The following is a 23,553-nucleotide window of genomic DNA, read 5'->3' as shown; positions in this document are numbered from 1 at the left end:
CGGGCGAACATGGCGGGGTCAAGCCAAATCTTTACGCTGTCAAAATTGATTGTATAAGGAGGCTCATGACGAGCAAGACTGAAAAGGTCCGGGCGCAGCCTCGACGCATCGCGACATCGGCGGCACGGGCGCGGGTGCGGCGGGCGGCCGGCACTGCGGGCGAGGCGGCGACGCCCTATCATCACGGCGCGCTGCGTGATGCGCTGCTGGAGGCGGCCGAGCGCGTGCTGGAGCGCGACGGGCTCGCCGGACTCACCCTGCGCGCAGTGGCGCGCGAGGCCGGCGTGTCGCATGCGGCGCCGACGCATCATTTCAAGGATCTCACCGGCCTCGTCAGCGAGCTCGCCGCGATCGGCTTCACGCGCTTCAATGCCGCGATGAAGGCGGCGGGCGAGCAGCCGGGCACGCCGATCGAGCGCGCGATGGCGCGCGCCCGCGCCTATGTCGCCTATGCGCAGGCCAATCCCGGCATGTACGGGCTGATGTTCCGCACCGAGCGGCTCGACTATTCGCGGCCGTCGCTGCACGAGGCGGCCGAGGCCTCGTTCGCCGGGCTGGCGGGCTCGGTGGCCGCACGCAGCGAAGGCCAGGTCGGCAACGAGGAGCTGTCGCTCGATCAGGCCGCCGCGATCGCGCGCGCCTGGTCGCTGGTGCACGGCTACACGATGCTGCTGCTCGACGGCCGTCTCGCCGACATCCTGCGCCGCTCGCCTGCTGGCACCAACGCCGAATCGCTGCTCGAGGCGATGCTGAAGGCCACCGTGCCGAAGCTGCCGCCTGGCGCGCAAGTCGCGGGATGAGGACCAGGAATGCAAGAGAAAGCGGTTTGCGGCCCGCGCAAACTGGGGACGGCTCGAAACGGCGGCCGGAAACACCTGACAGCGTCGTCAAATTATCCTAGAACGACGGCCTCGCGAGGTTCATCTCTTCTCATCGATCATGCCTGTCATCCCGCCGACCAAACCCTATCGCATCGGCCGCTCCAAGACGGGGCTCGGCCTGTTCGCAACCCAGCCGATCAAGAAGGGCACCAAGATCGTCCGCTATTTCGGTCCGCTGCTGGATTCGAAGAAGGCGGACGAGGACGCGATCGAGAACAAATATCTGTTCGAGCTCGACAAGCGCTGGACCATCGACGGCTCGGTCCGTGAGAACGTCGCCCGCTACATCAATCATTCCTGCAAGCCGAACGCCGAGTCCGACGTCAAGCCGCGCAAGAAGAAGATCTTCATCCGGGCCATCAAGAACATCGAGCCGGGCGAGGAGATCAACTACGACTACGGCACCGACTACTTCAAAGCCTATCTGAAGCCGATCGGCTGCAAATGCGACGCCTGCGAGAAGAAGCGGGCGAAGCAGAAGGCCGAGGCGCGCGCCGAGCGGACGCGGGTGAAGGCGAAGGCCGAGAAGAAGGCGAAGAAAAAGGTCGAGAAGCCCGTCAAGGACAAGGCCAAGCAGCGGCCCAAGGCCAGAGCCAAATCGGGCGGCGAGGCTGCTCGCGGCAAGGCCAAGACCCGGCGCCCGGCTGCCAGCAATCGCGGCAAGACCAAATCCCCCCCGGCGAAGACCCTGACCAGCCGCGCCAAGGCGGCCTGAGCCGATCAGCTCGTTTCCGGGATCTCTCAGGACGGCTTGCCGAAGGCCAGCGTCGTCCAGGTGACGCCGGAAGCCCGGTTCTCCGCGCCGAGCGACTCGCCATGCCGGTTGAGCTGGAGCGTCAGCCCGAGCTGCCGCGCCGGCTCAACGATCGTCTCGGCCGCGATCTCGAACATCCGGCGGCCCGGCGGCACCGGACCATGCCGCAACGTCATGATCAGCATTCCGCCGGGAGCAATCCGCGCCGCGATGTTGGGAAGCGCGCGTCGCCGCTGCTCCTCATCGAGATGCATCAGGACGGCGGTCAGCATGACGAGGTCGAACTGCTCATCACGAGCGGCCAGTGTGGCGAGCTCCGGAAGGCTGTCGTCGATCCAGGTGATCGCAGGCGAGGCATGCAGCCGCATGGCGCCGACGCGCAGCGCATCGGTCGGCTCGACGGCAACCACCTGATGTCCGAGGCCTGCAAACCACGCGGCGTCGCGCCCCGTGCCCGCTCCAATGTCGAGCACGCGTGCGGGCGTATTCGGCAGCAGATGAAGCACGGCGGCATGAACCTGTTCCGACGGGATGCTCTCGTACCGCACGAAGAGACTGTCGGCTTCGGCGGCGTAGCCTTCCGTTCCTCTCACCTGCGGCTGCATCGCTGCGATCTCCTGTCGGTCGCCGATTATGCCGAAGGTGCATTCGCCGCGCATGCCCAAATATCGGTTGGGGCGGGAGCGCCGGCCCGCGCGAGCACGATGGCCGGCGCTCATCACCGATCGGCGTCACGCCGCTACGGTGCCGGAACTGCGGCGCAAGCCGATAGATTGCAGCTCGGCGAAGACGCCGGTGCCCACCGCCTGGGCCGCGACGAAGATTTCGCCGGGCACGTTCGGTGTGACGAGGCCGGAGAACAGCAGCGCGATGCTGCCGACCGTCCATGCCGCATTGCCGGCGATGACCAGAAGGATCAGCGGCCTTGGCGCCATCGGCCGCGCGCCCAGCCAGCCGACGAAGGCCGCGTAGACGATCAGGAACAGACCGGTCTCGCGCAGCAGCGCGTCGGGCAGTTGCAGCAGCGCCGCCAGCGGCGAGGCGCCGAATGTGAGCGCGAGCCCGGCAATGCCGCTGAAGGCGGCATCGGCGAGCAGGGCGCGGCGGAGCAGGGCGGACGAGGTGATCATGTCGGGTCTCCTTTGGTTTGGGGGAGGGCGGTTCAGCGGAACCAGGCCAGGAGCTGACGGCGCAGGCGCGCCGGGCGCAGCGAGCGTGCTGCCCTTGTCTCGATGGCATAGACCTGCGCGAAGACGAGGCTGCCCGTGACGTGCAGCAGCGGCTCCGGCAGGTTGAGCGAGCGCGCCAGCAGCGATGTCGCGAGACCCGCCAGCCAGTGGCCGACTGCGGTGAAGGGAAAGGTCTCGGGATTGCGCTGCCTGCTCATCGTCATCTCCTGTGGTGAGGACGATGACCTGCGCCGGGAGGCATTTCGATTACCTGGCAGGTCATGGAGGCGCTGACGTCAGCGTGATAGGTCTTGGCCCATGAATGCACAGCTTGCTTCGGCGCGCGCCGACCGCGCCAGACCCGTTCATGTCGGTGAGCACCTGCGGCAATGGCGGCAGCGCCGGCATCTCAGCCAGCTCGATCTCGCGCTCGATGCCGAGATCTCGGCGCGCCATCTGAGCTTCGTGGAAACCGGCCGCGCCGCGCCGTCGCGCGACATGGTCCTCAAACTCGCGGAGCGACTGGACGTGCCCTTGCGCGAACGCAACGTGTTGCTCGTGGCGGCCGGCTACGCGCCCGCCTTCCAGCAGCGCCCGCTGGATGATCCGGCACTCAAGCCCGCGCGCGAGGCGATGAACCTCGTGCTCAAGGCCCATGAGCCCAACCCTGCGCTCGCGATCGACCGGCACTGGAACCTGGTCGCGGCGAACCGGATGATCGCGCCGCTGCTGACAGGCGTCCCACCGCGACTGCTTGCGCCGCCGCTCAACGTGCTGCGCGTGGCGCTGCATCCGGAGGGGCTCGCAGCGCGGACGGTGAACCTTGCCGAATGGTCCGGACATCTGCTCGAGCGGCTGCACCGGCAATGCGAGGCGACCGCGGATGCCGATTTGCTGAAGCTCTATCAGGAGCTGAAGTCCTATCCGTTCCCGGCGCGATCGGCGCCGCTCGCGGCCGACAGCGTCGCGATCCCGCTGCGGCTGCGGGTCGGGACCGACGTGCTGAGCTTCTTCTCGACGACGATGGTGTTCGGCACGCCGGTCGACATCACGTTGTCGGAGCTGGCGCTGGAGACCTTCTTTCCGGCCGATGAGCTCACGGCCATCAGGCTGAAGGAGATGGTTACCTCGCCGTGACCGCGCTTGTCTCGGCGATGCAGAGGCTTATCTTGCGCGGATCGCAAGCGAACCTGGAGCGAGGCGCATGAGCACCTTGAAGCCGCTGATCATTGATGTCGTCTCCGACGTCGTCTGTCCCTGGTGCTACATCGGCAAGAAGCGCATCGAGGACGCGCTGGAGCTCGTGCCGGACGTTCCGGTCGAGGTGAATTTCCGGCCGTTCTTCCTCAATCCCTGGGTGCCGCGCGAGGGCATCAGCCGCGAGCAGTACCTGACGACCAAGTTCGGATCGGTCGAGGCCTACAAGGGCATCGCGGGCCGCGTGGTAGCGGCTGCGGAGCAGGAGGGGCTGAGCTATCATCCCGATCGTGTTGCCCGTCAGCCCAACACGATCGATTGTCATCGCCTGATCCGCTGGGCCGCCGAGATCGGCAAGGCGCCCGAGATGAAGCAGCGGTTGATGGAATTGTATTTCCGCGACGGCGGCGACCTCACCGACGTCGAGGTGCTGGTGCAGGCCGCCGCGGATTGCGGGCTCGATGCCCAGGTGGTCCGCAAGATGCTGGCGACCGACGAGGATGTGGCGCTGGTCTCTGCCCAGGCGCAGGAGGCCGCAGAGAAGGGCATCTCCGGAGTTCCGACCTACGTCTTCGCGCAGAAATACGCCGTCTCCGGTGCGCAGGATCCGCAGATGCTGGCCCGCGCCATCCGGCAGGTGTCGGCGGAGGTCAACGCCGAGGCGGCTGAGTAGTCGGCCGGCGCCTTCGGATAGCGCGGATCGCATGCACCGCGCGACGTGCGACGGCCAGGCCTTCGCGTCGTGCCGTCAACGCGGCATGAATGAGCTCGACGATCGGATCGTGCGCGTAGAGCGGAATCAGCACATCGCCGATGACGAGGCGTTCGCGCCAGATCGGGTTGATCATGGGATGGTCGGGACCGGCAGTGGAGTCGGCGGCGTTGATCTTCGGATCCGCGCAAAGGTGCCGTGTCAGGTCGAGCGTCAGCTGGACACCGGGCGAGTATTTCGCGAAGCGCTCGTCGACGCCGAGCTTGAAGAAGAAGGCGCGGTCCTGATGGCGCAACACGACGCCAGCGGCGACGGTGGTGTCGCCCGCCCGGAGGCTGATGATCTCGCAGGCCTCGTGCTGCGCAAGCGCCGGTGCCGCGCGTCGGATGAACGCCGCGTCGCCGTCGTGCTGGATCAGCGCAGTGCCGCGGCGTCCCTTCCAGCCGCTCGCCTCCAGGACCAGAAACGTCTCCAGCGCAGCGGAGACGTCGCCGGGAGAGCGCGCGACCTCGAAGCGAACCGCGCCATGCTCGGCCAGCCGATGACGCAGGCGGCGCAACTCCTTCAGCTTCTTGGCGCCGAGCGCGTCATGCAGCACTTGGTCGGCGTCCCCGGTCGCATCGAGAAAGGCTCTTTCATAGCAATGCAGCATGCGCGGGCGCAGGCCGCCACGACGAAGGGCCGCGTCGAACGCCTGCATCACGGAGCCTGCCAGCGACATGTCGCGCAGCAGCACGGCGCGAGCGCCTGTTCGTCGCGCTTCGTCGAGCACCTGCGCCGCAGCCGGCTCCGCGCTCCCTGCGTCGAGCAGCGGCGTGCACAAAGTGCCGTAGGGATGGCCACTGGCGAGCGCGGGCAGTGGAAGCCTGCAGGCATGCCATAGGGAGGTCGTGGGCATCAGGCCGATGAGACGCGAGGGCTGATCGTCGTCCCATGCGCACAGCGCCGATGTTCCGGTGCGGCCGCGCGCCGTGGCGTTCACCGCGCGTTCCCAGCCGGGCAGGTAATAGCCGTTCGGCTCGCGCGCACGCTCCGCGAGATCCTGCCATGCTTGCGGTGAAACGGTCTCGAGCGGCACCAGGTGGGCGGCGCGCACGCGCGCGAGCGGATCGGCCTGGTGGTCCCTTGCCGTCGATGAAGCAGTCGCAATCGCGCGATCGATGATCTCGGCCACGTCCCGATGGTCCCCTCGCGGCGCGGACAACCCGCACCGCGCGGGCGACACTAGCGCAAAGCTGAGAAGAGACACTTGACGTTGGCAGACAATTCGAATCGATGCGTTAACGGCCGGTTCAGCCTATCGCCGGCTGCGATCAGCGGATCAGCGCCACCTCGCGGAAGGCGCCGATCAGGGGCTTCTCGAGCTTGCCCTCCATCTCCTGGAGGATCTCATAGGCCTTCTCGCGCGTCATCACCGGCTTGTAGCTGCGATATTCGATCAGCGCAGAGAAGATGTCGGAGATGGTGAGGATGCGTGTCAGATCTGGAATGTTGTCGGCCATCAGCCCATCGGGATAGCCGCTGCCGTCGAGAAATTCGTGATGGTGGCGCACCGCCTTGAGCACTTCGTCGGTGATCGCTGCGTTGTCCTTCAGCGCTTCGTAGCCGGCCACGGGATGGGTTTCCACCAGCGTGCGTTCCTTGACGTCGAGCCGTCCCGGCTTGTCGAGAATGGTCAGCGGGATTTTGGCCTTGCCGATGTCGTGGAACATCGCGGCCATGTAGAGACGCTCCAGATCGGAACTGTGGACGCCGAGGCTCAAGCCGAAATCCACGGTGATGCCGGTCACGAGCAGGCAGTGTTGATAGGTGCCTTCGTGATGGCGGCGAACGGTGGCGAGCCAATCGGACAGACCGTTTTCTGCAATGCATTCGGCAATTCGCTTGCCGGCGCGCCGGGTCTCCTCGACGTCGATCGCTGCACCGCCCAGCACGGCTGCAAACATCGAGGCGATGCAGGACGCGCCGGCAAATGCGGCCTGTCGGTCGTCGACCGCGATGCTCTTGGCCGCAGAACCGGGCCGCACATCGAGCAGCTTTCCGAGCAACTGATTGCGGCTCGGCGTGCTCGACAGCACGCTCGTCGCGCCGAGCGCATAGGCCTGGACCGTCGACAGACGGGATTTGTTGTTGGTGAGGAAGATCCGCCGCGGAATACGCGAGAGCCGGTCGGAGATCTCCTTCAATGCGGTGATGTTGTCGACGTGGCGCAGATCGGCGGCCACGACGATCGCGTCGATGTCTCCGCCTTTGAAGTCGGCGTCACCGATCAGTTCAGATGTGAGCGAGCAGCGCTCGGCCAGCATGCCGCGAAGCAGAGCGAGCTTGGCCGTGTCATCGCCGACGAGGTGAACGTTCATGGAAAGCCAGGTCCAGGGTCATTCCGCGCCTTTTGCGAACCAGATGTTCCGCAGGAATCGTTAAATTTGAGCCATTCGTTCGCTGTGCGGTTGCGGAATTGCGTTAGCTAAGAACTAACAATCCGCAACCGATGCGGTAGCCCGTTCCAGCACGCCAACTGGCGTGGCGAGTTCCAGTCGACGTGGCGGATCCAGATCGCCTTCGGGTCAAAATCACTTCGTCGGCAGGACGGCTTTGTAATCTTCAGAAACACAGTCGTCGGCGGACGCCGCGCGTCGCCGGTCGATGATCTCGTTGTGCCTGATCGTGAGCCGATAGGTCTGGCGCCGGAGCGCGGCGCCGCTCACCGAGATGATTCCGGCCCGCACGCAGGCGGTCCATGTATCGCCGGCATCGGTCTGTCGGGCGGATGTGGCCTCGAGATCGCGCGGCAGCGTCGTTGCGACGAAGATCATGTCGAGATTCTTGCGCACCAGAAGTGCGACATCCGGCGCGGCTTCGGGCTGCGGTGGCGCGGGCGCCTTGGCGCGCATGAAGGCCGGCAGGCGCGCATTGCTGTCGGCGGCGCAGCCGGCCAGAAGCAGGGCCGAGAGCAGCCCCACCTGTGACGCAATCCGCCGCATGTATCATCGCCCCCATTGCGGCGCGCACGCTAGCCAGCGATCGCGGCATTGCTACGGGGATCTCGTGCAGCAACGATGTCCGGCCGCGGGCGGCAAGGGCGCGAACGGCGCCGGCCGTGCGGCATCGTGCTCACCGGATTGTGCCCGTCGGGATGAACCGGGTCACGAACCGGCCCGACCAACAGGCACGCCATGAGCAGATTGGAGGTCCCATGTTTCGGCACGCTCTCAGGGCTGCATTGCTCGCCGGCGGCCTGTTTGCCGGCCTCACTCCCGCATTGGCCGAAACCAGCAGGCTGGCGCTGGTGATCGGGCAGTCGGCCTATCGTTCGGTGACGCCGCTGCCGAATCCCGCCAACGACGCCAAGGTCATGGCGCAGATGCTGGGGGAGGCGGGGTTCGAGGTGACGACGGCCGCCGATCTGTCGCAGCGGGACCTCAACAGGGAGGTGGGCGACTTTGCCGCCAAGATCGCGGCCAAGGGACCCGACACGGTCGCGCTGGTGTTCTATGCCGGCCACGGCCTGCAGATCGATGGCGAGAACTATCTCGTGCCCGTCGACGTGGATCCGCGACGTGAAGCCGACATTCCGCTGCAGGCCGTGCGTCTCAACGATCTCCTGAACACGCTGAATTCTGTGCCGAGCCGGATGCGCATCCTGCTGCTCGATGCCTGCCGCAACAATCCGTTTCCTGCCATCAGTCAGAACGCGGGCCGCGGCCTTGCGCTGGTGGACACCAAGACCGGAGCACCGGGCACGTTCCTGTCCTACTCGACCTCGCCTGGCGCAGAAGCCGAGGATGGCACCGGCGCCAACAGCCCCTACACCACGGCGCTGCTGCAGGCGGCGCGGGAACCGGGCCTTCCGATCGAGCAGGCGTTCAAGCGCGTGCGCGTCGCGGTGAACAAGGTCACCGAGGGTCGGCAGACGCCGTGGGATTCGTCGTCCTTGACGGAGGATTTTCGCTTCGTGGTGTCGGCGGATGCGGGCGCTGCCAATGCCGGCCCGCGGCCGGTCGTCGCCAAGCGCAGCGTCGACGAATGGAAGCGCAACCTGCAGGGCAAGCCGATCGAGGCCGCCAACGAAATCATCGTCGGCGACGGCAGCGTCGAGGCGTATGAGGCCTTCGTGGCGCTCTACACCGCGCCGCCCTATGGCCCGCAGGCGCGCGAATGGCTCGACCTCCACAACAGGATGGCAGCCTGGAACGAGGCGGTGCTGATCAATACGGTGGCGTCCTATCAAGGCTTTCTCGACCGCTATCCGAACAGCGACCTGACCCCGACCGCGCGCAAGCTGATCGAGCGCTTGCGCAACCGGCCCGTGGTGACGCCGGTGGTGGCGGCCGCCAATGCGGCGATCCCGGCCGCCGCTCCGGCAACCCCGCCGGTCGTGCCGGCCGTTGCCGCGGCTGGTCCCACCTGTCCATGCTCGCAGACGCCTCCGCCGGGCCGGAAGTCCGAGACGCAGAAGCGGGTCGAAGAGAAGCCGGCCCGAAAGCGCGACGAGGATCCGCCCAGGCGCGCCAGCCGCACACCCCGTCGCGACCCAGATGATGTCGTCGTCTATGCGCCGCCGCCTCCGCCGCGCGAGTATTATGGACCGCCGGTGCGCGTGGCGCCGCCGGTCAGTATCGGGATCGGCATCGGCGGTGGCTATGGCGGTGGTTATGGGCGGGCTCCGCAGAGCTATCCGACACGGCGTGGTTACGGCTACTGAAGCTCGCTGACCTCTGCGCATCGATGTGGCCGTCCGCAGGGGCGGCCACTGACGTTTGAGAGGTTCGTTCGGGTCATCCTCTCGGTTCCGCCATCCGTCATCGCCCACCACCACTCGTCCCGCGGATGCCGCCGCCCGTCCCATCCCGCTCGATCCGCCTGCGAAGGCTGCTTTCATGGCCCGGCTGCGTCGCCTCGGATGCAGTTTGCGGGAGGAAGAGGTCCATGTCATTGCGTCGAGCGGGTGTTTGCGCGGTCGTCATCTGGAGCCAACTGATGGTGGCGCCGGCCGTCTCCTGGCAGCACTGGGGCGGCGATGCCGGTGGGACGCGGTTCTCTCCGCTGGCGCAGATCACGCCTTCCAATGTCGATCGGCTCGTGCCTGCCTGGGACTATCACACCGGGGATCTGCAGAGCCGGCCGCCCGCGGCCGCCTTGCGGACCAAGTTCGAGGCGACGCCGATCCTGGTCGAGGACAGCCTGGTGTTCTGCACGCCGTTCAACGAGGTGGTGGCGCTCGATCCCGGCACCGGCGTTCAGCGCTGGCGTTTCGATCCCAAGGTCGGCAACGGACGGCGCCCGGCCAATCGCTATGCCTGCCGCGGCGTTGCCTATTGGGTGGACGAGCGGGCGCCGGCCGGCGCGGCGTGCCGCAGCAGGTTGTTCATGGGCACGGTCGATGCCCGCCTGATCGCCCTCGATGCCCGGACAGGGCAGCCCTGCGCCGGCTTCGGAGCGGACGGTGAAGTGCGGATCGACATCGCCAAGGACCTGCTGTGGCCGGGCGAATTCCAGATCACCTCGGCGCCGGTGGCGAGCAGGGGTGTCGTGGTGGTCGGCTCATCGATCGGCGACAATGTGCGGGTCGATGCGCCCGAAGGCACGGTCCACGGCTTCGATGCGCGCACCGGCGAGCTGCGCTGGCGTTTCGATCCGCTGATCCATGACGGCATCGCGGCGGGACATGCGAACGTCTGGGCGCCGATGTCGGTCGACGAGGTGCGCGGCCTCGTGTTCCTTCCGACATCCTCGCCCAGTCCGGATTTCTTTGGCGGTGCGCGTCCGGGTGACAACAGGCACGCCGATTCCGTGGTCGCTCTGCGGATCGAGAGCGGCGCACTGGCCTGGTCGTTTCAGACCACGCATCACGACGTCTGGGACTACGATCTGCCGGCGCAGCCGACCCTGGCGCGGATTGAGACCGGGCAGGGTGCACGTGACGTCGTGATGCAGCCGACCAAGCAGGGTTTCGTGTTCGTGCTCGACCGCGACACCGGCGCGCCGATCTGGCCGGTGGAGGAGCGCGCGGTGCCGCAGGGCGCCGTCGAAGGTGAGGTTCTGTCGCCGACGCAGCCGTTCCCGACCCATGTGCCGCCGCTGCTGAATCAGCACTTCGAAGTGGCAGAGGTCTTCAGGGCCGTGCCGCGCGTCGTCGATTCCTCCTGTGACGATCAGCTCGCGGCGTTGCGCAATGATGGTCTCTACACGCCACCGACGACCCGGGGCGCGTTGCTGTTTCCAATGACCGGAGGCGGCGTGAACTGGGGCGGCGTGGCGTTCGATCCCGTGCACCAGATCCTCTACGCCAATATCAGCCGCGCCATCCACATCGTCAGGCTGATCCCGCGCGCCGAAGCTGACCGGATGACGCCGCCGCGCGGTGTCGATTTCGGATTGCAGCGCGGGTCACCGTTCGCGGTGACGCGGGTGGTCGCCATGTCCAAGCTCGGCCTGTTGTGCAACCGGCCGCCATGGGGCGAAATGGTCGCGGTCGATCTCAAGGCCGGCAGGATCCTGTGGCGCTCGACGGTCGGCACCACCGAGGATCGCGCGCCGCTCGGGCTGGCGTTCAAGTGGGGCACGCCGCTCGTCAACGGCGTCGTGGTCACGGGCGGCGGCCTCGTCTTCACCGGCGCGATGGATGCCTATCTGCGCGCCTTCGACGCTGTCTCAGGTCAGGAGCTCTGGCAGGGCCGGTTGCCGGCGCCGGGCATCGCCAATCCGATGACCTATGAATGGAAGGGCGAGCAATTCGTGGTGATCGCAGCGGGCGGCCATTCGGAGGCGGGCACATCGCTCGGCGACAGCGTCGTGGCGTTTCGGCTGGCGCGCGATGGCGAAGGGCCCTCGCTGTGGTCACGGACGATTGATCGTCCGGGCGGACGGTTCGCCGCCGGCGTCCTGCTCGCGGTCGGGGTGCTGGTCGGTCTGTTGGTGACATTGTGGCGATGGCGCCTGCGGCGGGTCTAGCCCGCCGCGCCGCTATCAGTCGAATGCCACGCCGATCCGCTTGTCGTGGCTCCAGACTGCGTGGCAGCGCCGCGTGAACTTGTCGGCCGGGATCACCAGCGTGAAGGCTTCGGGCAGACCGACCGGGCTGACCACCTCGACCCTGGCGCCAGTGTCGGACATGTTGCGGACCATGCAATCGACCGCGCCGCCGCCGTCGAATGCCAGCCTGCCCTGCTTCAGCACCCGATGCCTCGGTGCAATGCGCTTGTCACTCGTCTCGCTCATGGCCTGTAACCCGGTGCCGAATGGCGTCACCTTTCGCGTCAAAAGCACCTAAAATAAATCAGTCTCGCGTTTCGATCAGATGAATCCGGCCTGCGAAGCCCGGGCCGTCGCCTTCATGTTTCGTTAACCCCCCCGCCGGGCCGCGGATCAGAGAGGCCGCAGATCAGAGCATCGCGAAGGCGCTCGACACCATGGCCACCGGCTTGCCATCGCCGGCGCTGGTCAGTGTGACCCGCCCGAAGCTCATGGTGCGGCCCATCCGCACCACGCGCGCATCCGCCAGCACGTCAGCGGAGGCAACGGCGCGCATGAAATGCGTGGTCTGGTCGACAGTGGTCATCGGCCGGTAGCCGCCGCTCGCGGTGACCATCCCGATCACCATCGCGGTATCGGCAAAGGCCATCAGCGCCTGGCCGCAGACGACGCCATTGTCGCGGCAGAGCCGCGGCGAGAACGGCATGCGCAGGATGGCGCCGGCTTCGCCCTGCGCAGACGGCGCGATGTCCTCGACGATCAAGCCAAGATCCTTGATCCAGGGCGCGAACACGTCATCGAGGATGCGCCTCGCGTCGTCGGTGGTGAAGTTCAGGGTCTCGTTCGGCACGCGCGGAGGTCCTTCCATGATCGTGTCATCGATTTGTCTTGGCATCGACTTGCCTCGCCGCGATCGGCGGAGCCGCCGGAATGTTGCCGCAGAGCGGCGGCTTGAAAAGGCCGGAGTTGGAAAACTATGATGAGGGCACACCGTGGAACAGACGGCAGGTGCGCGCAGACGCTGCGGCCGTGAACATCCCGATCTGCGGTCCACCGTTCCGGCACAGTGCCGCGGGCTTGGCGCATGGCGAAGCGATGGTATAAGGCGCCTATACCGGGGAGTAACCAATGAAGAAGCTGATCGTGACGATGGCGGTCGCCGTGCTGGCCGGCTGGGCGGTTCCCGCAATGGCGCAGATGCCCAACATCAACCTTCTCGCCGACGGTCCCTCCAAGTCGCCCGAGGAGAAAGAGGCCGAAGCGGCGCGGGAGCAGGCCTACAAGGACACCATGCGCAAGATTCCGGACGCCAAGACGAGCGCCGATCCCTGGGGCAACGTCCGGGCGGCGGAGCAGCCCAAGGCGGCGCCTGCCATGAAGACCACCGCGGCCAAGAAGCCGAAGGCTGTCGGCAGCACCAACTGAGATTTATCGCGTTCGGGTCGGGCGGGCTCTGATCCTCCCGGGCCCGCTTGCCCGATTGCGGACTCGGATTCCTCGCGGCCCCGTCTATATTGACGGTGTGGCAGCGCGTTGGAGTTCGTCGATGGGGATGCGTCCTCGAGACATGGCCAGCCGGATGGCGGCCCGGCGCCAGAGGAAGAGCGCGGGCCCGGTTCGCGACGGCTACGTTCGTGACACGTTCACGCTGCCGCGCGAGCAAGCGCGCGCCAAGGCCCGCGATTATCTGACCCGCTATCCCAAGGCCGGCTACATGAGCGCCGTCGAAAGCTGGCGCGAGCTTCCCGATGGGGCCATCGAGTTCACGATGCGGCGGCTTCCCAGCGCCGATTGAATCATTCCGGCTAGCGCCTCATTCCTTCTCGCCGAGAAGCTTGCGTGTGTCGCGATTGATGAAATGAAGCCGCGTGCAGGCCTTGCAGACCACGGTTTCATAGGCGTACGCGGGATCGCCGGGCTTCGGCTCTTCCAGCCAATGCTGCACGTTCATCCCCGTTCGCGGACATTTGAAGATCAGATTACCCATACAAATTTAAATGTCTGCCAGGATGCAGACAGGCATTTTGATCTGGATCAAGCTCGGCTGGCGAAATGACGCGCAGTCACCTCGCCGGCCACAGGCTTCGGTTGTGGTTCTCGTCGGTGACGATCTACAAGAGGTGTGGCGAGCCGTCAGGCCTGATCCAGCGACTCGGCGACGATCCGGATGCGGAAGACCGGCTGCCGTGCCTCGTCGAGCAGCTCCATCTGCCATTCGGAGTTTTCGGCGAGCTTGCGCGAGATGCTGCTGGCCATGTCGGCACAGACGGTGGTCATCTCTTTCCAGGCTGCGTTGCGGTCGGCGCACTCGGTCCCATACTCGGACGCGCCTGAGAAGTGGCCGTTACGGATACGAAAGAAATAGAGCGGCATTGCCAAAACCGGTGAGCCCTGACCGCCCCAGGCCGCTGGGTTTGATGTACGCATCGCAAATGGAAGCGCAAAACCCCCTCGGATCAATTCCGGTAAAATACGGTCGGTCGCGCTGTCCGCTCGGTTGAGCTGATTGCCGTTGGGGATGTGCGGCGCAATCGGACGGATTGCGGGCCAACGAATGAGCCTCGGAGAATGAGCCTCGGACCGCCGCGGTCCGAGGCTCGGCGTCAACGTCGTAGCTTCCCAGCGAGGGCAGTTCGGCAATGACGTAGTTAGATTAGTGCGAAACTTGTAGGCGTGCCTTGCGTCAGATCAAGGTTGCCATCTCGATCAATCGCCGTGGGACGCGCGCCTAGCTGTGATCGAAGATCCGTTCCGGCACGGCTGTCAGTCGGTAGGCGATCTGCGTCGCGCCGTCGACCATTTCCAAGAGTTCATCGCAAGCCGGACAACGCCTCTCTCCCGCGGCGCCTTGCTGCGAGTGAAGCTCGATCCTTTGAAGGCCGGCCCTGCAGGACGGGCACGTCACGTCATCTCTTGTCATCGCCAATATGAAGCGCAACGCAAGCGATCCGTTCCTCGACATCACGACAATGACGGGGGGATGCATCCCGAGCGGAGCTATCAACGTCGAAAGCCCCGGACGTCGTCCGGGGCTTTCTTTCGGCGCGGATGGTTTCAGGGCCGGGCGCCTACGGGTGACGGAGCCTGCAAATGTTGTAGCTGGCAGGCTGCAAGGGATCGGTCGACGGCACACCACGGGCGATACACCAAAGGCGATACACCACTGACAATGTGCGGCCACATCATCGCAACGAACAAACAAATCCGGGGCTGATCAAAAATTTGCTCAGACGTACGACAACCACGATTCTATAACGCAACCCAAAGTTTATGACAATGGTTTGTGGCTTGAAGATGTCGTGAGCGCCGCGTGCTGCGTGATGCGGATCACGCCGGCTTCCATTCGGCCCACTCATTCGCCCGGTCATAGGGGGCTGCGCGAACGGCCCTCGTGGCTCCCTCTGGCATGGCACGAGACAGCGTCCTGGCGGGCGCCATTTCATCTGTCGCTCGTCATATGGCGACCGTCGAGCTGCTCGCGCGCCGGCCATTGCTCCGGTTGGAACGCAGGGTGCCATTCCGCCTCAGAAAGCCGCGGCAGATCCGCGGACGCTTCTGTTGCGGAACTTCTGGCCGGACACAGCTTGCGCGCGGCCGAGCATTGCATGCGCATCTGCATCGAAACGGTGCGCCTGCACGCACGATGAGCCGAACAAAAGCAGAAGAGGCGAGGGAACTTCGTTCCTGTCAGGAGAACCCCGGAATGTGCGATCTACGCACGCGTGTAGGAGTTTGGTAGTTTCAAGGGAAAGACCTGACGAGCACGATCGGTCCGACGATCGCGGCGTTGAAGTCGGCCAGGTCTTCGCTGGGAATCCAGTACTCGAGATGCTCGCGGCCGCCGGCCTCGCGCACCTCGTAGTTGTCGATGAAGCCTCGCAGGATCGCGAAGCGTAGCACATGGCCGCGGCCGCTCGCCGGCACGTTCCAGTCCCGTGCGATCTTCACGGCATAGTCCTCGGTCAGCACCGGGTAGAAGATCGGCTGCTCAGGAAGGCGCGGCGGAAACGCACGCATGCCCGACGCCTCGATCAAGGCAAGCTCCTTTGGGCCGACGGGGCGCCACAACGTGAGGGTCTGTTCGTTGTTGGATCCGGTCATGCTGGTCCCGAAAATTGGAAGCGGTGTGCGAGGCTCATAGAGAAGGACCAGCAGAATGATAAGGGCAAAGCCGAGACGATAATAACAACTTATAATTGAGTCGACGTCTGCCGCAGGCGTGGGAAGCGAGGTTGGAGCGCTCGGACAGGCTGGTCATCATCCGCGCGATCGCCGGTCGGCGGCTGCGCCGCTCGCGCACATGGCTTCCGCCTCCAGCCGGATCAGGATCCTTTCGCGGTCGCCGTCATCCTGCACCCCGTACTTCGCTTCTGGGCGCGCTGATCGGGCAGCGCTCCCTCGCTGCTGCTCGGTGGACTGCGCGCCGGCCCTCGAGTGGCAGGCGTGTCCCCGCGGTTGTCAGGGGGGCTGAGAGCGATGATTGTTGAGAAGAACATATTGCGAACAAAGAACGGATGGAGTACATTCACCTCAAGATTGCTGGCCGACCTCGTTAACCGTTTGTCCATCTCGCGAATCCCCGCCATAAGGAGCGCCAATGTCCGCCACCGCCCTGCGTATCGTCGAAGGTTCCTCAATGGATAAGAGTAAGGCGCTCTCTGCTGCGCTGTCCCAGATCGAACGTCAGTTCGGCAAGGGTTCGGTGATGAAGCTGGGCAAGAACGACCGCTCGATGGATGTCGAGACGGTGTCGACCGGCTCGCTCGGGCTCGACATCGCGTTGGGGATCGGCGGGCTGCCAAAAGGGCGGGTGGTCGAGATCTACGGGCCGGAATCATCGGGCAAGACCACCTTGGCGTTGCACACGGTGGCCGAGGCGCAGAAGAAGGGCGGCATCTGCGCCTTCATCGATGCCGAGCACGCGCTCGATCCGGTCTATGCGCGCAAGCTGGGCGTCAACATCGACGAGCTGCTGATCTCGCAGCCGGATACAGGTGAGCAGGCGCTGGAAATCTGCGACACGCTGGTGCGTTCGGGGGCGGTCGACGTGCTGGTCGTCGATTCCGTCGCGGCGCTGGTGCCCAAGGCCGAGCTCGAGGGTGAGATGGGCGAGTCGCTGCCCGGCCTGCAGGCCCGCCTGATGAGCCAGGCGCTGCGCAAGCTGACCGCTTCCATCAACAAATCCCACACCATGGTGATCTTCATCAACCAGATCCGCATGAAGATCGGTGTGATGTATGGCTCGCCGGAAACCACCACGGGCGGCAACGCGCTGAAGTTCTATGCCTCGGTGCGCCTCGACATCCGTCGCATCGGCGCGATCAAGGAGCGCGATGAGGTGATCGGCAACACCACCCGCGTCAAGGTGGTGAAGAATAAGCTGGCGCCGCCGTTCAAGCAGGTCGAGTTCGACATCATGTATGGCGAGGGCGTGTCCAAGATGGGCGAGATCCTCGATCTCGGCGTCAAGGCCGGCATCGTCGAGAAGTCCGGCGCCTGGTTCTCCTACGATAGCCAGCGTCTCGGGCAGGGACGCGAGAATTCGAAATCGTTCCTCAAGGCCAATCCGGACATGACTGCCAAGATCGAAGCCGCGATCCGCCAGAACTCCGGCCTGATCGCCGAGCAGATCCTGGCCGGCAATGCCGAGCGCGACGCCGACGGTGAGGAGCCGGCGGAAGAGTAGGGGCACGGCGGCGGCGGGGCGCCGTGGACGTTGAGTTGCCGACGTTCCAGCGCCCGTTTGCAGATGTGTGGTGCTCTGCCGAAATCTGCGGCTGCATTCCCGAATGCAGCGAGAATGCGTCTCTGAGCGCCGGATACGATCTCCAACGCGAATAGCTGAAGGCGTGCACGCGGACGAGCGGACCGGATCCGCGCGGCGGCACCGGGGTTTCCGACGCCGATCCTGGGCGCCGGGAGCCGATCGCGAATATGTTGATAGCGCCTTGAGCCAATCGGGCCGTGCCGGAGCCGACAGCATGACGCGTTTGATTCTAGCGGCCGATGATCCGAGTGCCGGAGCGCTTCGGAGGGGCGGCTTTGCCGACCTGGTGGTGCCAATTCTCCATCGTTTCGTGTGGGGACCGCTGCCATCCGATGCCGAATTATCGGCGTATCTCGTCCAGCGCACCACGCGACGGAAGAGGGGGCATTGGTTGGATTTCGCCTCGCGTAGCGACGTCATGGCGGCCGGCGGGCGGAGTCACAGTTTTCTCGAACTTGTCGACCGCTGCGATAGCGTCGAGCTGTGGATGGGGACCCGTCCGAACGACCAGTTGGTGCTGATCTGGCTCTTGGATTATCTGCGCCATCACGCGGAGATCGCGACGAAGATCGTATTGCGGCATGTCGATGTACCGCTATTCGATGCCCCGGCCGGGCGACTCGCCGGTCGGACCATTGCCGGCGTCGAGCTCGCACGTGAGCATCTCGACCTGGGTCATCTGGCATGGCGGGCGTTTCGGGCGCCGACGCCGCAAGCCTGGTTCGATCTGTTGAAGCAGGATCTCAGTGCACTGCCGCAGCTTCGCCGCTGCGTGCAGGAGATGCTCGATGAGCTTCCCGGTGTTGCGACGGGCCTCGGAGCATCGGAGCTAAGAATCCTCGAATTGCTGTCAGCCGGCTATCGGCACCCATTCGACCTGTTGCCGCATCATCAGGATCGCTTTCAACGGCGCGTCTATGACTATTGGGAAGGAGGCACGTTGCTCGACGGTCTGGCGCTCGCGCCGGTGCCTGCAATTTCGGGCCTCGCCGAATCGCCATTCTCGGTCGAGACGCACGACAGCCGTGAACGCCTCGAGCGCTACAGGGCCAGCACGCTGTCGTTGACACCGCTCGGCAAGGCAATCCTCGCCGGCGAGGAGGATTTCAGCAGCCAAAATCCGATCCGGCGCTGGTGGGGTGGCACCGAATTGATCAACGCCAATCTCTGGCGTTGGCATGCGGTGCTCATCGCTCCGGACCCTGCCACGCCTCACGTCATTGATTGTCGCGAGCCGTGGCGCCCGATCCCTTGGAGCATGCGTGAGGAGGCTTACTCCGCCGCCTGGGCGTAGTCCGCCACCGGCGGGCATGAGCACACCAGATTGCGGTCGCCGTAGACGTTGTCGACGCGGCCGACCGGGCACCAGTACTTGTCGGTGCGCGAGGTGCCCGCGGGGAAGCAGCCCTCGCTGCGCCGGTAGGCCCTGTTCCAATCGTCGTCGGCGATGTCGTGCACCGTGTGCGGCGCGTGGCGCAACGGCGAGGCCTCGATTCCGAAGCGGCCCTGCTCGACCTCGGCGATCTCCTGGCGGATCGCGATCATGGCGTCGCAGAAGCGGTCGAGCTCCGCCTTGGACTCCGATTCCGTCGGCTCGATCATCAAGGTGCCCGCCACCGGGAAGCTCATGGTCGGCGCATGGAAGCCGTAGTCGATCAGTCGCTTGGCGATGTCGTCGACGGTGACGCCGCTGCTCTGCTTGAGCGGCCGCGGATCGATGATGCATTCATGCGCGACGCGGCCGCGCTCGTTGCGGTAGAGCACCGGAAAATGCGCATCGAGCCGCGCCGCGACGTAGTTGGCATTGAGGATCGCGATCTCGGTGGCGCGGGTCAGGCCGTCGCCGCCCATCAGCAGCATGTAGATGTAGGAGATGGTCAGGATCGAGGCGGAGCCATACGGCGCCGCCGAGACCGGCCCGATCGGATGCGCGGTCGCGCCATCGGTCGCAGGGTGACCGGGCAGGAAGGGCGCCAGATGCGCCTTCACGCCGATCGGCCCCATGCCCGGGCCGCCGCCGCCATGCGGAATGCAGAACGTCTTGTGCAGGTTGAAATGGCTGACATCGGCGCCGTAATCTCCGGGTCTGGAGAGGCCGACCTGCGCATTGAGGTTGGCGCCGTCGAGATAGACCTGTCCGCCGTGGGCATGGACGATGTCGCAGATGTCGCGGATGTGCTCCTCGAACACGCCATGCGTCGAGGGATAGGTGATCATGATGGCGGCGAGCTTGGCGCTATGCGCTTCCGCCTTCGCCTTGAGATCGGCCAGATCGACATTGCCGCCTGCATCGCAGCCGACCACGACCACCTCCATGCCGGCCATGTGCGCCGAGGCCGGGTTGGTGCCGTGGGCGGAGGAAGGAATCAGGCAGATGGTGCGGTGGCCCTCGCCGCGGGCGGCGTAGTAGCCGCGGATCGCCAGGAGGCCGGCATATTCGCCCTGCGCGCCCGAGTTCGGCTGCAGCGACACGGCATCATAGCCGGAGATCCGGCACAGCCAGTCGGTCAGATCGGCGAACATCGTGTGATAGCCGGCCGCCTGCGCGCGCGGCACGAACGGGTGCAGGCTGGAAAATTCCGGCCACGTCAGCGGGATCATCTCGGTGGTCGCGTTCAGCTTCATCGTGCAGGAGCCGAGCGGGATCATCGCACGATCGAGCGCGAGATCGCGGTCCGCGAGCTTGCGCAGGTAGCGCAGCATCTCGGTCTCGGAGCGATGCGCGTGGAACACCGGATGGGTCAGGTACGGCCGCTGCCGCTTGAGCTCGGCCGGCAGCGCCTCGCGCGCTTCCGCCTCGATCGCCGTGTAGGAGAGGTCGCCGCCGAATGCGCGCCAGACGGCTTCGACGACATCGGCCGTCGTGGTCTCGTCTAGCGCGATCCGCAGCCTGCTGCCGTCGCGGCCGAGATTGATCCGCTCGCCTTCCGCGCGGGCGATGATTGAATCGGACTTGGCGCCGGCCTCGACGGTGACCGTGTCGAAGAAGGTCTCGCTTTCCGGTGCAAAGCCGAGCTTGCGCAGCCCTGCAGCCAGCACCGCGGTCCGCCAATGCGCGGTGCGGGCGATCGCCTTCAGCCCGTCGGGGCCATGATAGACGGCATACATCGCAGCGATCACCGCCAGCAGCACCTGCGCGGTACAGATGTTCGACGTTGCCTTCTCGCGGCGGATGTGCTGCTCGCGGGTCTGCAGCGCCAGCCGATAGGCGGGGGCACCGCGCGAATCGACGGACAGGCCGACGATGCGGCCGGGCAGCGAGCGCTTCAGCGCATCGCGTACCGCCATGTAGGCGGCATGCGGTCCGCCATAGCCCATCGGCACGCCGAAGCGCTGCGCCGAGCCGATCGCGATGTCGGCACCGAGCTCGCCCGGCGAGGCGATCAATGTCAGCGCCAGCAGGTCGGCAGCGAGGATCGCGAGCGCGCCCTTGTCGTGCAGCCGGGCGATCGCGGGGCGCGGATCGCGCAGCGCGCCCGTCGTATCCGGATATTGCAGCAGGCCGCCGAACACCTCGGCGCTGTCCAGATCCTTGGCCGGGTCGCCGACGATCAGCTGCCAGCCGAGCGGCTCGGCGCGGGTGCGCAGCACCGCCAGCGTCTGCGGGTGGACATCCTGATCGACGAAGAACGCCTTGGTCTTGGTCCGTGCCGACCGCTCGGCCAGCGCCATGGCCTCCGCCGCCGCCGTGGCTTCGTCCAGCAGCGAGGCATTGGCGACGTCGAGCCCGGTGAGATCGCAGATCATGGTCTGGAAGTTGAACAGCGCCTCCAGCCGGCCCTGGCTGATCTCCGGCTGATAGGGCGTATAGGCCGTGTACCAGGCCGGGTTCTCCAGGATGTTGCGCTGGATCACCGCCGGCATCAGCGTGCCGGAATAGCCTTGGCCGATCAGCGAGGTGAAGACCTGATTCCGCGCCGCCAGTGCGCGCATATGCGACAACGCTTCGGGCTCGCTCAGCGCCGGCTCGAGGGTGAGCGGCGCCGTCTGCCGGATCGTGCCGGGTAGCGTCTGCGCCATCAGCTCCGCCACGCTCTTGGCGCCGACGGTCTCCAGCATCGCCGCGACGTCGCGCGGCGAGGGACCGATATGGCGGCGGGCGAAGCTGGTGGCGGCATCATCGAGCGGCTTGAGCGGCGTGGTCATGAGCAAATCCTCTATGCCTCGTCATGCCCCGCGACGGCGGGGCATCCAGTAAACATCGATGGTGAGATCAGGCGGAGAGAGCGCGGCGTAGTGGATCGCCCGGTCGAGCCGGGCGATGACAGTGGTGAGTATCGCCGCACCGCACGTCTCACGCCGTATGCGCCTTGTAGGCGGCCTCATCCATCAGGCCGCCGAGCTCGCCCCGGTCGGCGATCTTGAGCTTGAAGAACCAGGCCTTGCCGCCGGCGTCGGTGTTGACGAGCGCAGGCTCGTCGACGATCGCCTGGTTGACCTCGACCACCTCGCCGCTGATCGGCGCGTAGACGTCGGAGGCGGCCTTGACCGACTCGACCACGGCCGCAGCTTCCGACTTCTTCAGCGCGCGGCCGACCTGCGGCAGCTCCACGAACACGACGTCACCGAGCTGGGCCTGCGCATAGTCGGTGATGCCGATGGTGGCTGTGTCGCCATCGATGCTGAGCCATTCATGGTCGGAGGTGTAGAGCGTGGTCATGGACGTCCTTCAGCGCTTGTAGGTGTTGGGAACGAAGGGCATGGCGGCGACGCGCAGCGGCAGGCGCTGGCCGCGCACATCGGCGAACAGCTGGGTGTCGATTGCGGAGAGGGCGGTCGGCACGTAGCCCATGGCGACCGGCGCATTCAGCGTCGGTCCGAAGCCACCGGAGGTGACCTGGCCGATCGGCTCGGCCGAGTCGGCGCTCGCGAACAGCGGCGCGCCCTCGCGCACCGGTGCGCGGCCCTCGGGCCTGAAGCCAACGCGGCGGCGTGTCGCACCGCCATCGAACTGCACCAGGATCCTGTCGGCGCCGGGGAAGCCGCCAGCACGCGCGCCGCCGGTGCGGCGGACCTTCTGCACCGACCATTCCAGCGCGGCCTCGACCGGCGTCGTCGTCGTGTCGATGTCATGGCCGTAGAGGCAGAGCCCGGCCTCGAGCCGCAGGCTGTCGCGGGCGCCCAGCCCGATCGGCAGCACGTCGTTGTCGGACAGCAGCGCTTCGGCGAGCTGCTCGGCCTTGGCGGCGGGAACGGAGATCTCGTAGCCGTCCTCGCCGGTATAGCCGGAGCGGGAGACGTAGCAGGGGAGCCCGTCGACCATGCGCGGGCCGGCGTCCATGAACCGCATGCCCTCGGCCTCTGCGTAGAATTTCGCCAGCACGCTCGCAGCCTTCGGCCCCTGCAGCGCCAGCAGCGCGCGGTCGGTCAGCGGCTGCACGTCACAAACGTCGGAGAGCCCGTCGCGCAGCAGCTTGATGTCGGCGTCCTTGCAGGCGGCGTTGACCACCAACAGCAGGTGCTCGCCGAAATTTGCCACCATCAGGTCGTCGAGAATGCCGCCGTCGGCGTTGGTGAATTGGGCATAGCGCTGCCGGCCTGCCGGGATGCCGATGATGTCCTGCGGCACCAGCCGCTCGAGCGCGGCTGCGGCGTCGGCGACCTTGCCGGATTTCGGCACCAGCGCGACCTGGCCCATGTGGGACACGTCGAAAAGTCCGGCCGCGCTGCGGGTATGGAGGTGTTCCTTGAGTACGCCGGGGGCGTATTGCACCGGCATCTCATAGCCCGCGAAGGGCACCATCTTGCCGCCAAGGCTGCCATGCAGCGCATGGAGCGGCGTTCGCTTCAAAGAAAGGGGGGCAGCCGGTTCAGCCATCGATCAGGGGTCCTCGCGCGGTTCCTCGGGACCAGTCCCGAAAAACGCCACCGAAGCCCCATCTGTCGCTGTGCCTGAGAGTATTATCCCGTCGGCGGACGCGGTCCGGTCAAAGCCCGGCCAGCGTCTCTTTCCAGATGCAGTTGCAGTCGCGAGGGTCCTTTTGCCTGAGAGTTTCCGGGGCGGTTGCTCCTTCGGCGCCGACCCTTGAAGTTCAACCAGAACCTCAGAAGACCGGTCTCTCCCGACGCGACTGTCGTCTATGTCCCGGACCAAACAC

The 23,553-nt window shown here is 66.0% G+C and carries 24 protein-coding genes and 1 riboswitch; of the genes, 10 read left to right on the top strand and 14 right to left on the bottom strand.

Going from position 1 to position 23,553, the window contains the following annotated elements:
• Nucleotides 1-65: 65 nt before the first annotated feature.
• Both QX132_RS21030 and QX132_RS21025 read left to right on the top strand, forming a co-directional pair.
• The gene (locus QX132_RS21030; protein WP_315739921.1) at nt 66-800 is read left to right on the top strand and encodes a TetR/AcrR family transcriptional regulator; all 735 of its coding nucleotides are present in this window, start codon (nt 66-68) and stop codon (nt 798-800) included.
• Nucleotides 801-939: 139 nt separating this feature from the next.
• Nucleotides 940-1,596 carry an SET domain-containing protein gene (locus tag QX132_RS21025; protein ID WP_315812652.1) on the top strand — a complete coding sequence of 219 codons (657 nt, stop codon included), beginning with the start codon at nt 940-942 and terminating at the stop codon, nt 1,594-1,596.
• 26 nt (nt 1,597-1,622) lie between these two features.
• Here the strand turns inward: QX132_RS21025 and QX132_RS21020 are convergent, their stop codons facing one another.
• The 3 genes from QX132_RS21020 to QX132_RS21010 all read right to left on the bottom strand — a co-directional run bounded on the left by QX132_RS21020 (nt 1,623) and on the right by QX132_RS21010 (nt 3,022).
• Nucleotides 1,623-2,240 (bottom strand): class I SAM-dependent methyltransferase, encoded by a 618-nt coding sequence (locus QX132_RS21020; protein WP_316162756.1) that lies wholly within the window; start codon nt 2,238-2,240, stop codon nt 1,623-1,625.
• Nucleotides 2,241-2,366: 126 nt separating this feature from the next.
• A complete protein-coding gene (locus QX132_RS21015; RefSeq protein WP_316162755.1) occupies nt 2,367-2,765 on the bottom strand; it encodes a hypothetical protein in 399 nt (132 codons plus the stop codon).
• Between the two features lie 32 nt (nt 2,766-2,797).
• A complete protein-coding gene (locus tag QX132_RS21010) occupies nt 2,798-3,022 on the bottom strand; it encodes a hypothetical protein (protein ID WP_315739917.1) in 225 nt (74 codons plus the stop codon).
• Between the two features lie 100 nt (nt 3,023-3,122).
• On the opposite strand from QX132_RS21010, the gene QX132_RS21005 reads away from it, so the two are divergent.
• Complete coding sequence (locus QX132_RS21005; RefSeq protein ID WP_315739916.1) at nt 3,123-3,941, top strand: helix-turn-helix transcriptional regulator; 819 nt, start codon at nt 3,123-3,125, stop codon at nt 3,939-3,941.
• A gap of 67 nt (nt 3,942-4,008) precedes the next feature.
• Nucleotides 4,009-4,674 (top strand): DsbA family oxidoreductase, encoded by a 666-nt coding sequence (locus QX132_RS21000; RefSeq protein ID WP_316162753.1) that lies wholly within the window; start codon nt 4,009-4,011, stop codon nt 4,672-4,674.
• Here the strand turns inward: QX132_RS21000 and QX132_RS20995 are convergent.
• The 3 genes from QX132_RS20995 to QX132_RS20985 all read right to left on the bottom strand — a co-directional run bounded on the left by QX132_RS20995 (nt 4,652) and on the right by QX132_RS20985 (nt 7,697).
• Nucleotides 4,652-5,887, bottom strand: a complete 1,236-nt coding sequence (locus tag QX132_RS20995; protein WP_410052877.1) for a GNAT family N-acetyltransferase — start codon at nt 5,885-5,887, stop codon at nt 4,652-4,654. The genes QX132_RS21000 and QX132_RS20995 overlap by 23 nt on opposite strands.
• A gap of 139 nt (nt 5,888-6,026) precedes the next feature.
• Complete coding sequence (locus tag QX132_RS20990; RefSeq protein ID WP_316162752.1) at nt 6,027-7,073, bottom strand: HD-GYP domain-containing protein; 1,047 nt, start codon at nt 7,071-7,073, stop codon at nt 6,027-6,029.
• Between the two features lie 213 nt (nt 7,074-7,286).
• Nucleotides 7,287-7,697, bottom strand: a complete 411-nt coding sequence (locus QX132_RS20985; RefSeq protein ID WP_316162750.1) for a hypothetical protein — start codon at nt 7,695-7,697, stop codon at nt 7,287-7,289.
• A gap of 212 nt (nt 7,698-7,909) precedes the next feature.
• Here QX132_RS20985 and QX132_RS20980 point away from each other — a divergent pair, with 212 nt between their 5' ends.
• Together QX132_RS20980 and QX132_RS20975 are read left to right on the top strand one after the other, a co-directional pair.
• Nucleotides 7,910-9,418, top strand: a complete 1,509-nt coding sequence (locus QX132_RS20980) for a caspase family protein (RefSeq protein ID WP_316162748.1) — start codon at nt 7,910-7,912, stop codon at nt 9,416-9,418.
• 275 nt (nt 9,419-9,693) lie between these two features.
• Nucleotides 9,694-11,667, top strand: coding sequence for a pyrroloquinoline quinone-dependent dehydrogenase (locus QX132_RS20975; protein WP_316162792.1), 1,974 nt, complete (start codon nt 9,694-9,696; stop codon nt 11,665-11,667).
• Nucleotides 11,668-11,682: 15 nt separating this feature from the next.
• Here the strand turns inward: QX132_RS20975 and QX132_RS20970 are convergent, their stop codons facing one another.
• On the bottom strand, nt 11,683-11,934 hold the full coding sequence (locus QX132_RS20970) for a PilZ domain-containing protein (RefSeq protein WP_315716061.1): 252 nt from the start codon (nt 11,932-11,934) through the stop codon (nt 11,683-11,685).
• A gap of 163 nt (nt 11,935-12,097) precedes the next feature.
• A complete protein-coding gene (locus tag QX132_RS20965; protein WP_410052876.1) occupies nt 12,098-12,556 on the bottom strand; it encodes a PaaI family thioesterase in 459 nt (152 codons plus the stop codon).
• A 260-nt stretch (nt 12,557-12,816) separates the two neighbouring features.
• Here QX132_RS20965 and QX132_RS20960 point away from each other — a divergent pair, with 260 nt between their 5' ends.
• Complete coding sequence (locus tag QX132_RS20960; protein ID WP_315739911.1) at nt 12,817-13,113, top strand: hypothetical protein; 297 nt, start codon at nt 12,817-12,819, stop codon at nt 13,111-13,113.
• A 121-nt stretch (nt 13,114-13,234) separates the two neighbouring features.
• Entirely contained in the window at nt 13,235-13,483 is a 249-nt protein-coding gene (locus tag QX132_RS20955; RefSeq protein ID WP_315777525.1) for a hypothetical protein, read from the top strand.
• Between the two features lie 18 nt (nt 13,484-13,501).
• Here QX132_RS20955 and QX132_RS20950 read toward each other — a convergent pair whose 3' ends face one another.
• The 3 genes from QX132_RS20950 to QX132_RS20940 all read right to left on the bottom strand — a co-directional run bounded on the left by QX132_RS20950 (nt 13,502) and on the right by QX132_RS20940 (nt 15,723).
• Nucleotides 13,502-13,633 (bottom strand): hypothetical protein, encoded by a 132-nt coding sequence (locus QX132_RS20950; RefSeq protein WP_315770689.1) that lies wholly within the window; start codon nt 13,631-13,633, stop codon nt 13,502-13,504.
• Nucleotides 13,634-13,821: 188 nt separating this feature from the next.
• Nucleotides 13,822-14,061 (bottom strand): DUF6894 family protein, encoded by a 240-nt coding sequence (locus QX132_RS20945; RefSeq protein ID WP_012045383.1) that lies wholly within the window; start codon nt 14,059-14,061, stop codon nt 13,822-13,824.
• A 1,368-nt stretch (nt 14,062-15,429) separates the two neighbouring features.
• On the bottom strand, nt 15,430-15,723 hold the full coding sequence (locus tag QX132_RS20940; RefSeq protein WP_315777640.1) for a hypothetical protein: 294 nt from the start codon (nt 15,721-15,723) through the stop codon (nt 15,430-15,432).
• 562 nt (nt 15,724-16,285) lie between these two features.
• Here QX132_RS20940 and recA point away from each other — a divergent pair.
• Together recA and QX132_RS20930 are read left to right on the top strand one after the other, a co-directional pair.
• Nucleotides 16,286-17,374: a recombinase RecA gene (gene recA, locus QX132_RS20935; RefSeq protein WP_315739908.1), complete on the top strand. Its 1,089-nt coding sequence runs from the start codon at nt 16,286-16,288 to the stop codon at nt 17,372-17,374.
• A gap of 295 nt (nt 17,375-17,669) precedes the next feature.
• Nucleotides 17,670-18,749 carry a DUF1835 domain-containing protein gene (locus QX132_RS20930; protein WP_316162745.1) on the top strand — a complete coding sequence of 360 codons (1,080 nt, stop codon included), beginning with the start codon at nt 17,670-17,672 and terminating at the stop codon, nt 18,747-18,749.
• On the opposite strand, the gene gcvP is transcribed toward QX132_RS20930, so the two are convergent.
• From gcvP to gcvT, 3 genes are all read right to left on the bottom strand, one after another.
• The gene (gene gcvP, locus QX132_RS20925) at nt 18,728-21,601 is read right to left on the bottom strand and encodes an aminomethyl-transferring glycine dehydrogenase (RefSeq protein ID WP_316162744.1); all 2,874 of its coding nucleotides are present in this window, start codon (nt 21,599-21,601) and stop codon (nt 18,728-18,730) included. The genes QX132_RS20930 and gcvP overlap by 22 nt on opposite strands.
• Before the next feature lie 148 nt (nt 21,602-21,749).
• Entirely contained in the window at nt 21,750-22,115 is a 366-nt protein-coding gene (gene gcvH / locus QX132_RS20920; RefSeq protein WP_315770483.1) for a glycine cleavage system protein GcvH, read from the bottom strand.
• Between the two features lie 9 nt (nt 22,116-22,124).
• Complete coding sequence (gene gcvT / locus QX132_RS20915; RefSeq protein ID WP_316162741.1) at nt 22,125-23,273, bottom strand: glycine cleavage system aminomethyltransferase GcvT; 1,149 nt, start codon at nt 23,271-23,273, stop codon at nt 22,125-22,127.
• Between the two features lie 145 nt (nt 23,274-23,418).
• Nucleotides 23,419-23,530, bottom strand: a riboswitch (glycine riboswitch).
• Between the last annotated feature and the right edge of the window lie 23 nt (nt 23,531-23,553).

It is taken from the genome of Bradyrhizobium sp. SZCCHNRI20481, from assembly GCF_032485055.1.
Taxonomy (GTDB): domain Bacteria; phylum Pseudomonadota; class Alphaproteobacteria; order Rhizobiales; family Xanthobacteraceae; genus Bradyrhizobium.
Note: the sequence above shows the minus strand (reverse complement) of the source record. Positions and strands in the feature narration are given on the sequence as shown.

Excerpts from the sequence above, each read along its gene's own strand:
- QX132_RS20970 (WP_315716061.1), bottom strand. The coding sequence starts at position 11,934 with ATGAGCGAGACGAGTGACAAGCGCATTGCACCGAGGCATCGGGTGCTG.
- QX132_RS21015 (WP_316162755.1), bottom strand. The coding sequence starts at position 2,765 with ATGATCACCTCGTCCGCCCTGCTCCGCCGCGCCCTGCTCGCCGATGCC.
- QX132_RS20975 (WP_316162792.1), top strand. The coding sequence starts at position 9,694 with ATGGTGGCGCCGGCCGTCTCCTGGCAGCACTGGGGCGGCGATGCCGGT.
- QX132_RS20965 (WP_410052876.1), bottom strand. The coding sequence starts at position 12,556 with ATGGAAGGACCTCCGCGCGTGCCGAACGAGACCCTGAACTTCACCACC.
- QX132_RS21025 (WP_315812652.1), top strand. The coding sequence starts at position 940 with ATGCCTGTCATCCCGCCGACCAAACCCTATCGCATCGGCCGCTCCAAG.
- gcvT (WP_316162741.1), bottom strand. The coding sequence starts at position 23,273 with ATGGCTGAACCGGCTGCCCCCCTTTCTTTGAAGCGAACGCCGCTCCAT.
- QX132_RS21000 (WP_316162753.1), top strand. The coding sequence starts at position 4,009 with ATGAGCACCTTGAAGCCGCTGATCATTGATGTCGTCTCCGACGTCGTC.
- QX132_RS21030 (WP_315739921.1), top strand. The coding sequence starts at position 66 with ATGACGAGCAAGACTGAAAAGGTCCGGGCGCAGCCTCGACGCATCGCG.
- recA (WP_315739908.1), top strand. The coding sequence starts at position 16,286 with ATGTCCGCCACCGCCCTGCGTATCGTCGAAGGTTCCTCAATGGATAAG.
- QX132_RS20960 (WP_315739911.1), top strand. The coding sequence starts at position 12,817 with ATGAAGAAGCTGATCGTGACGATGGCGGTCGCCGTGCTGGCCGGCTGG.
- QX132_RS21020 (WP_316162756.1), bottom strand. The coding sequence starts at position 2,240 with ATGCAGCCGCAGGTGAGAGGAACGGAAGGCTACGCCGCCGAAGCCGAC.
- QX132_RS20990 (WP_316162752.1), bottom strand. The coding sequence starts at position 7,073 with ATGAACGTTCACCTCGTCGGCGATGACACGGCCAAGCTCGCTCTGCTT.
- QX132_RS21010 (WP_315739917.1), bottom strand. The coding sequence starts at position 3,022 with ATGAGCAGGCAGCGCAATCCCGAGACCTTTCCCTTCACCGCAGTCGGC.
- gcvH (WP_315770483.1), bottom strand. The coding sequence starts at position 22,115 with ATGACCACGCTCTACACCTCCGACCATGAATGGCTCAGCATCGATGGC.
- QX132_RS20985 (WP_316162750.1), bottom strand. The coding sequence starts at position 7,697 with ATGCGGCGGATTGCGTCACAGGTGGGGCTGCTCTCGGCCCTGCTTCTG.
- QX132_RS21005 (WP_315739916.1), top strand. The coding sequence starts at position 3,123 with ATGAATGCACAGCTTGCTTCGGCGCGCGCCGACCGCGCCAGACCCGTT.
- gcvP (WP_316162744.1), bottom strand. The coding sequence starts at position 21,601 with ATGACCACGCCGCTCAAGCCGCTCGATGATGCCGCCACCAGCTTCGCC.
- QX132_RS20955 (WP_315777525.1), top strand. The coding sequence starts at position 13,235 with ATGGGGATGCGTCCTCGAGACATGGCCAGCCGGATGGCGGCCCGGCGC.
- QX132_RS20980 (WP_316162748.1), top strand. The coding sequence starts at position 7,910 with ATGTTTCGGCACGCTCTCAGGGCTGCATTGCTCGCCGGCGGCCTGTTT.
- QX132_RS20930 (WP_316162745.1), top strand. The coding sequence starts at position 17,670 with ATGACGCGTTTGATTCTAGCGGCCGATGATCCGAGTGCCGGAGCGCTT.
- QX132_RS20945 (WP_012045383.1), bottom strand. The coding sequence starts at position 14,061 with ATGCCGCTCTATTTCTTTCGTATCCGTAACGGCCACTTCTCAGGCGCG.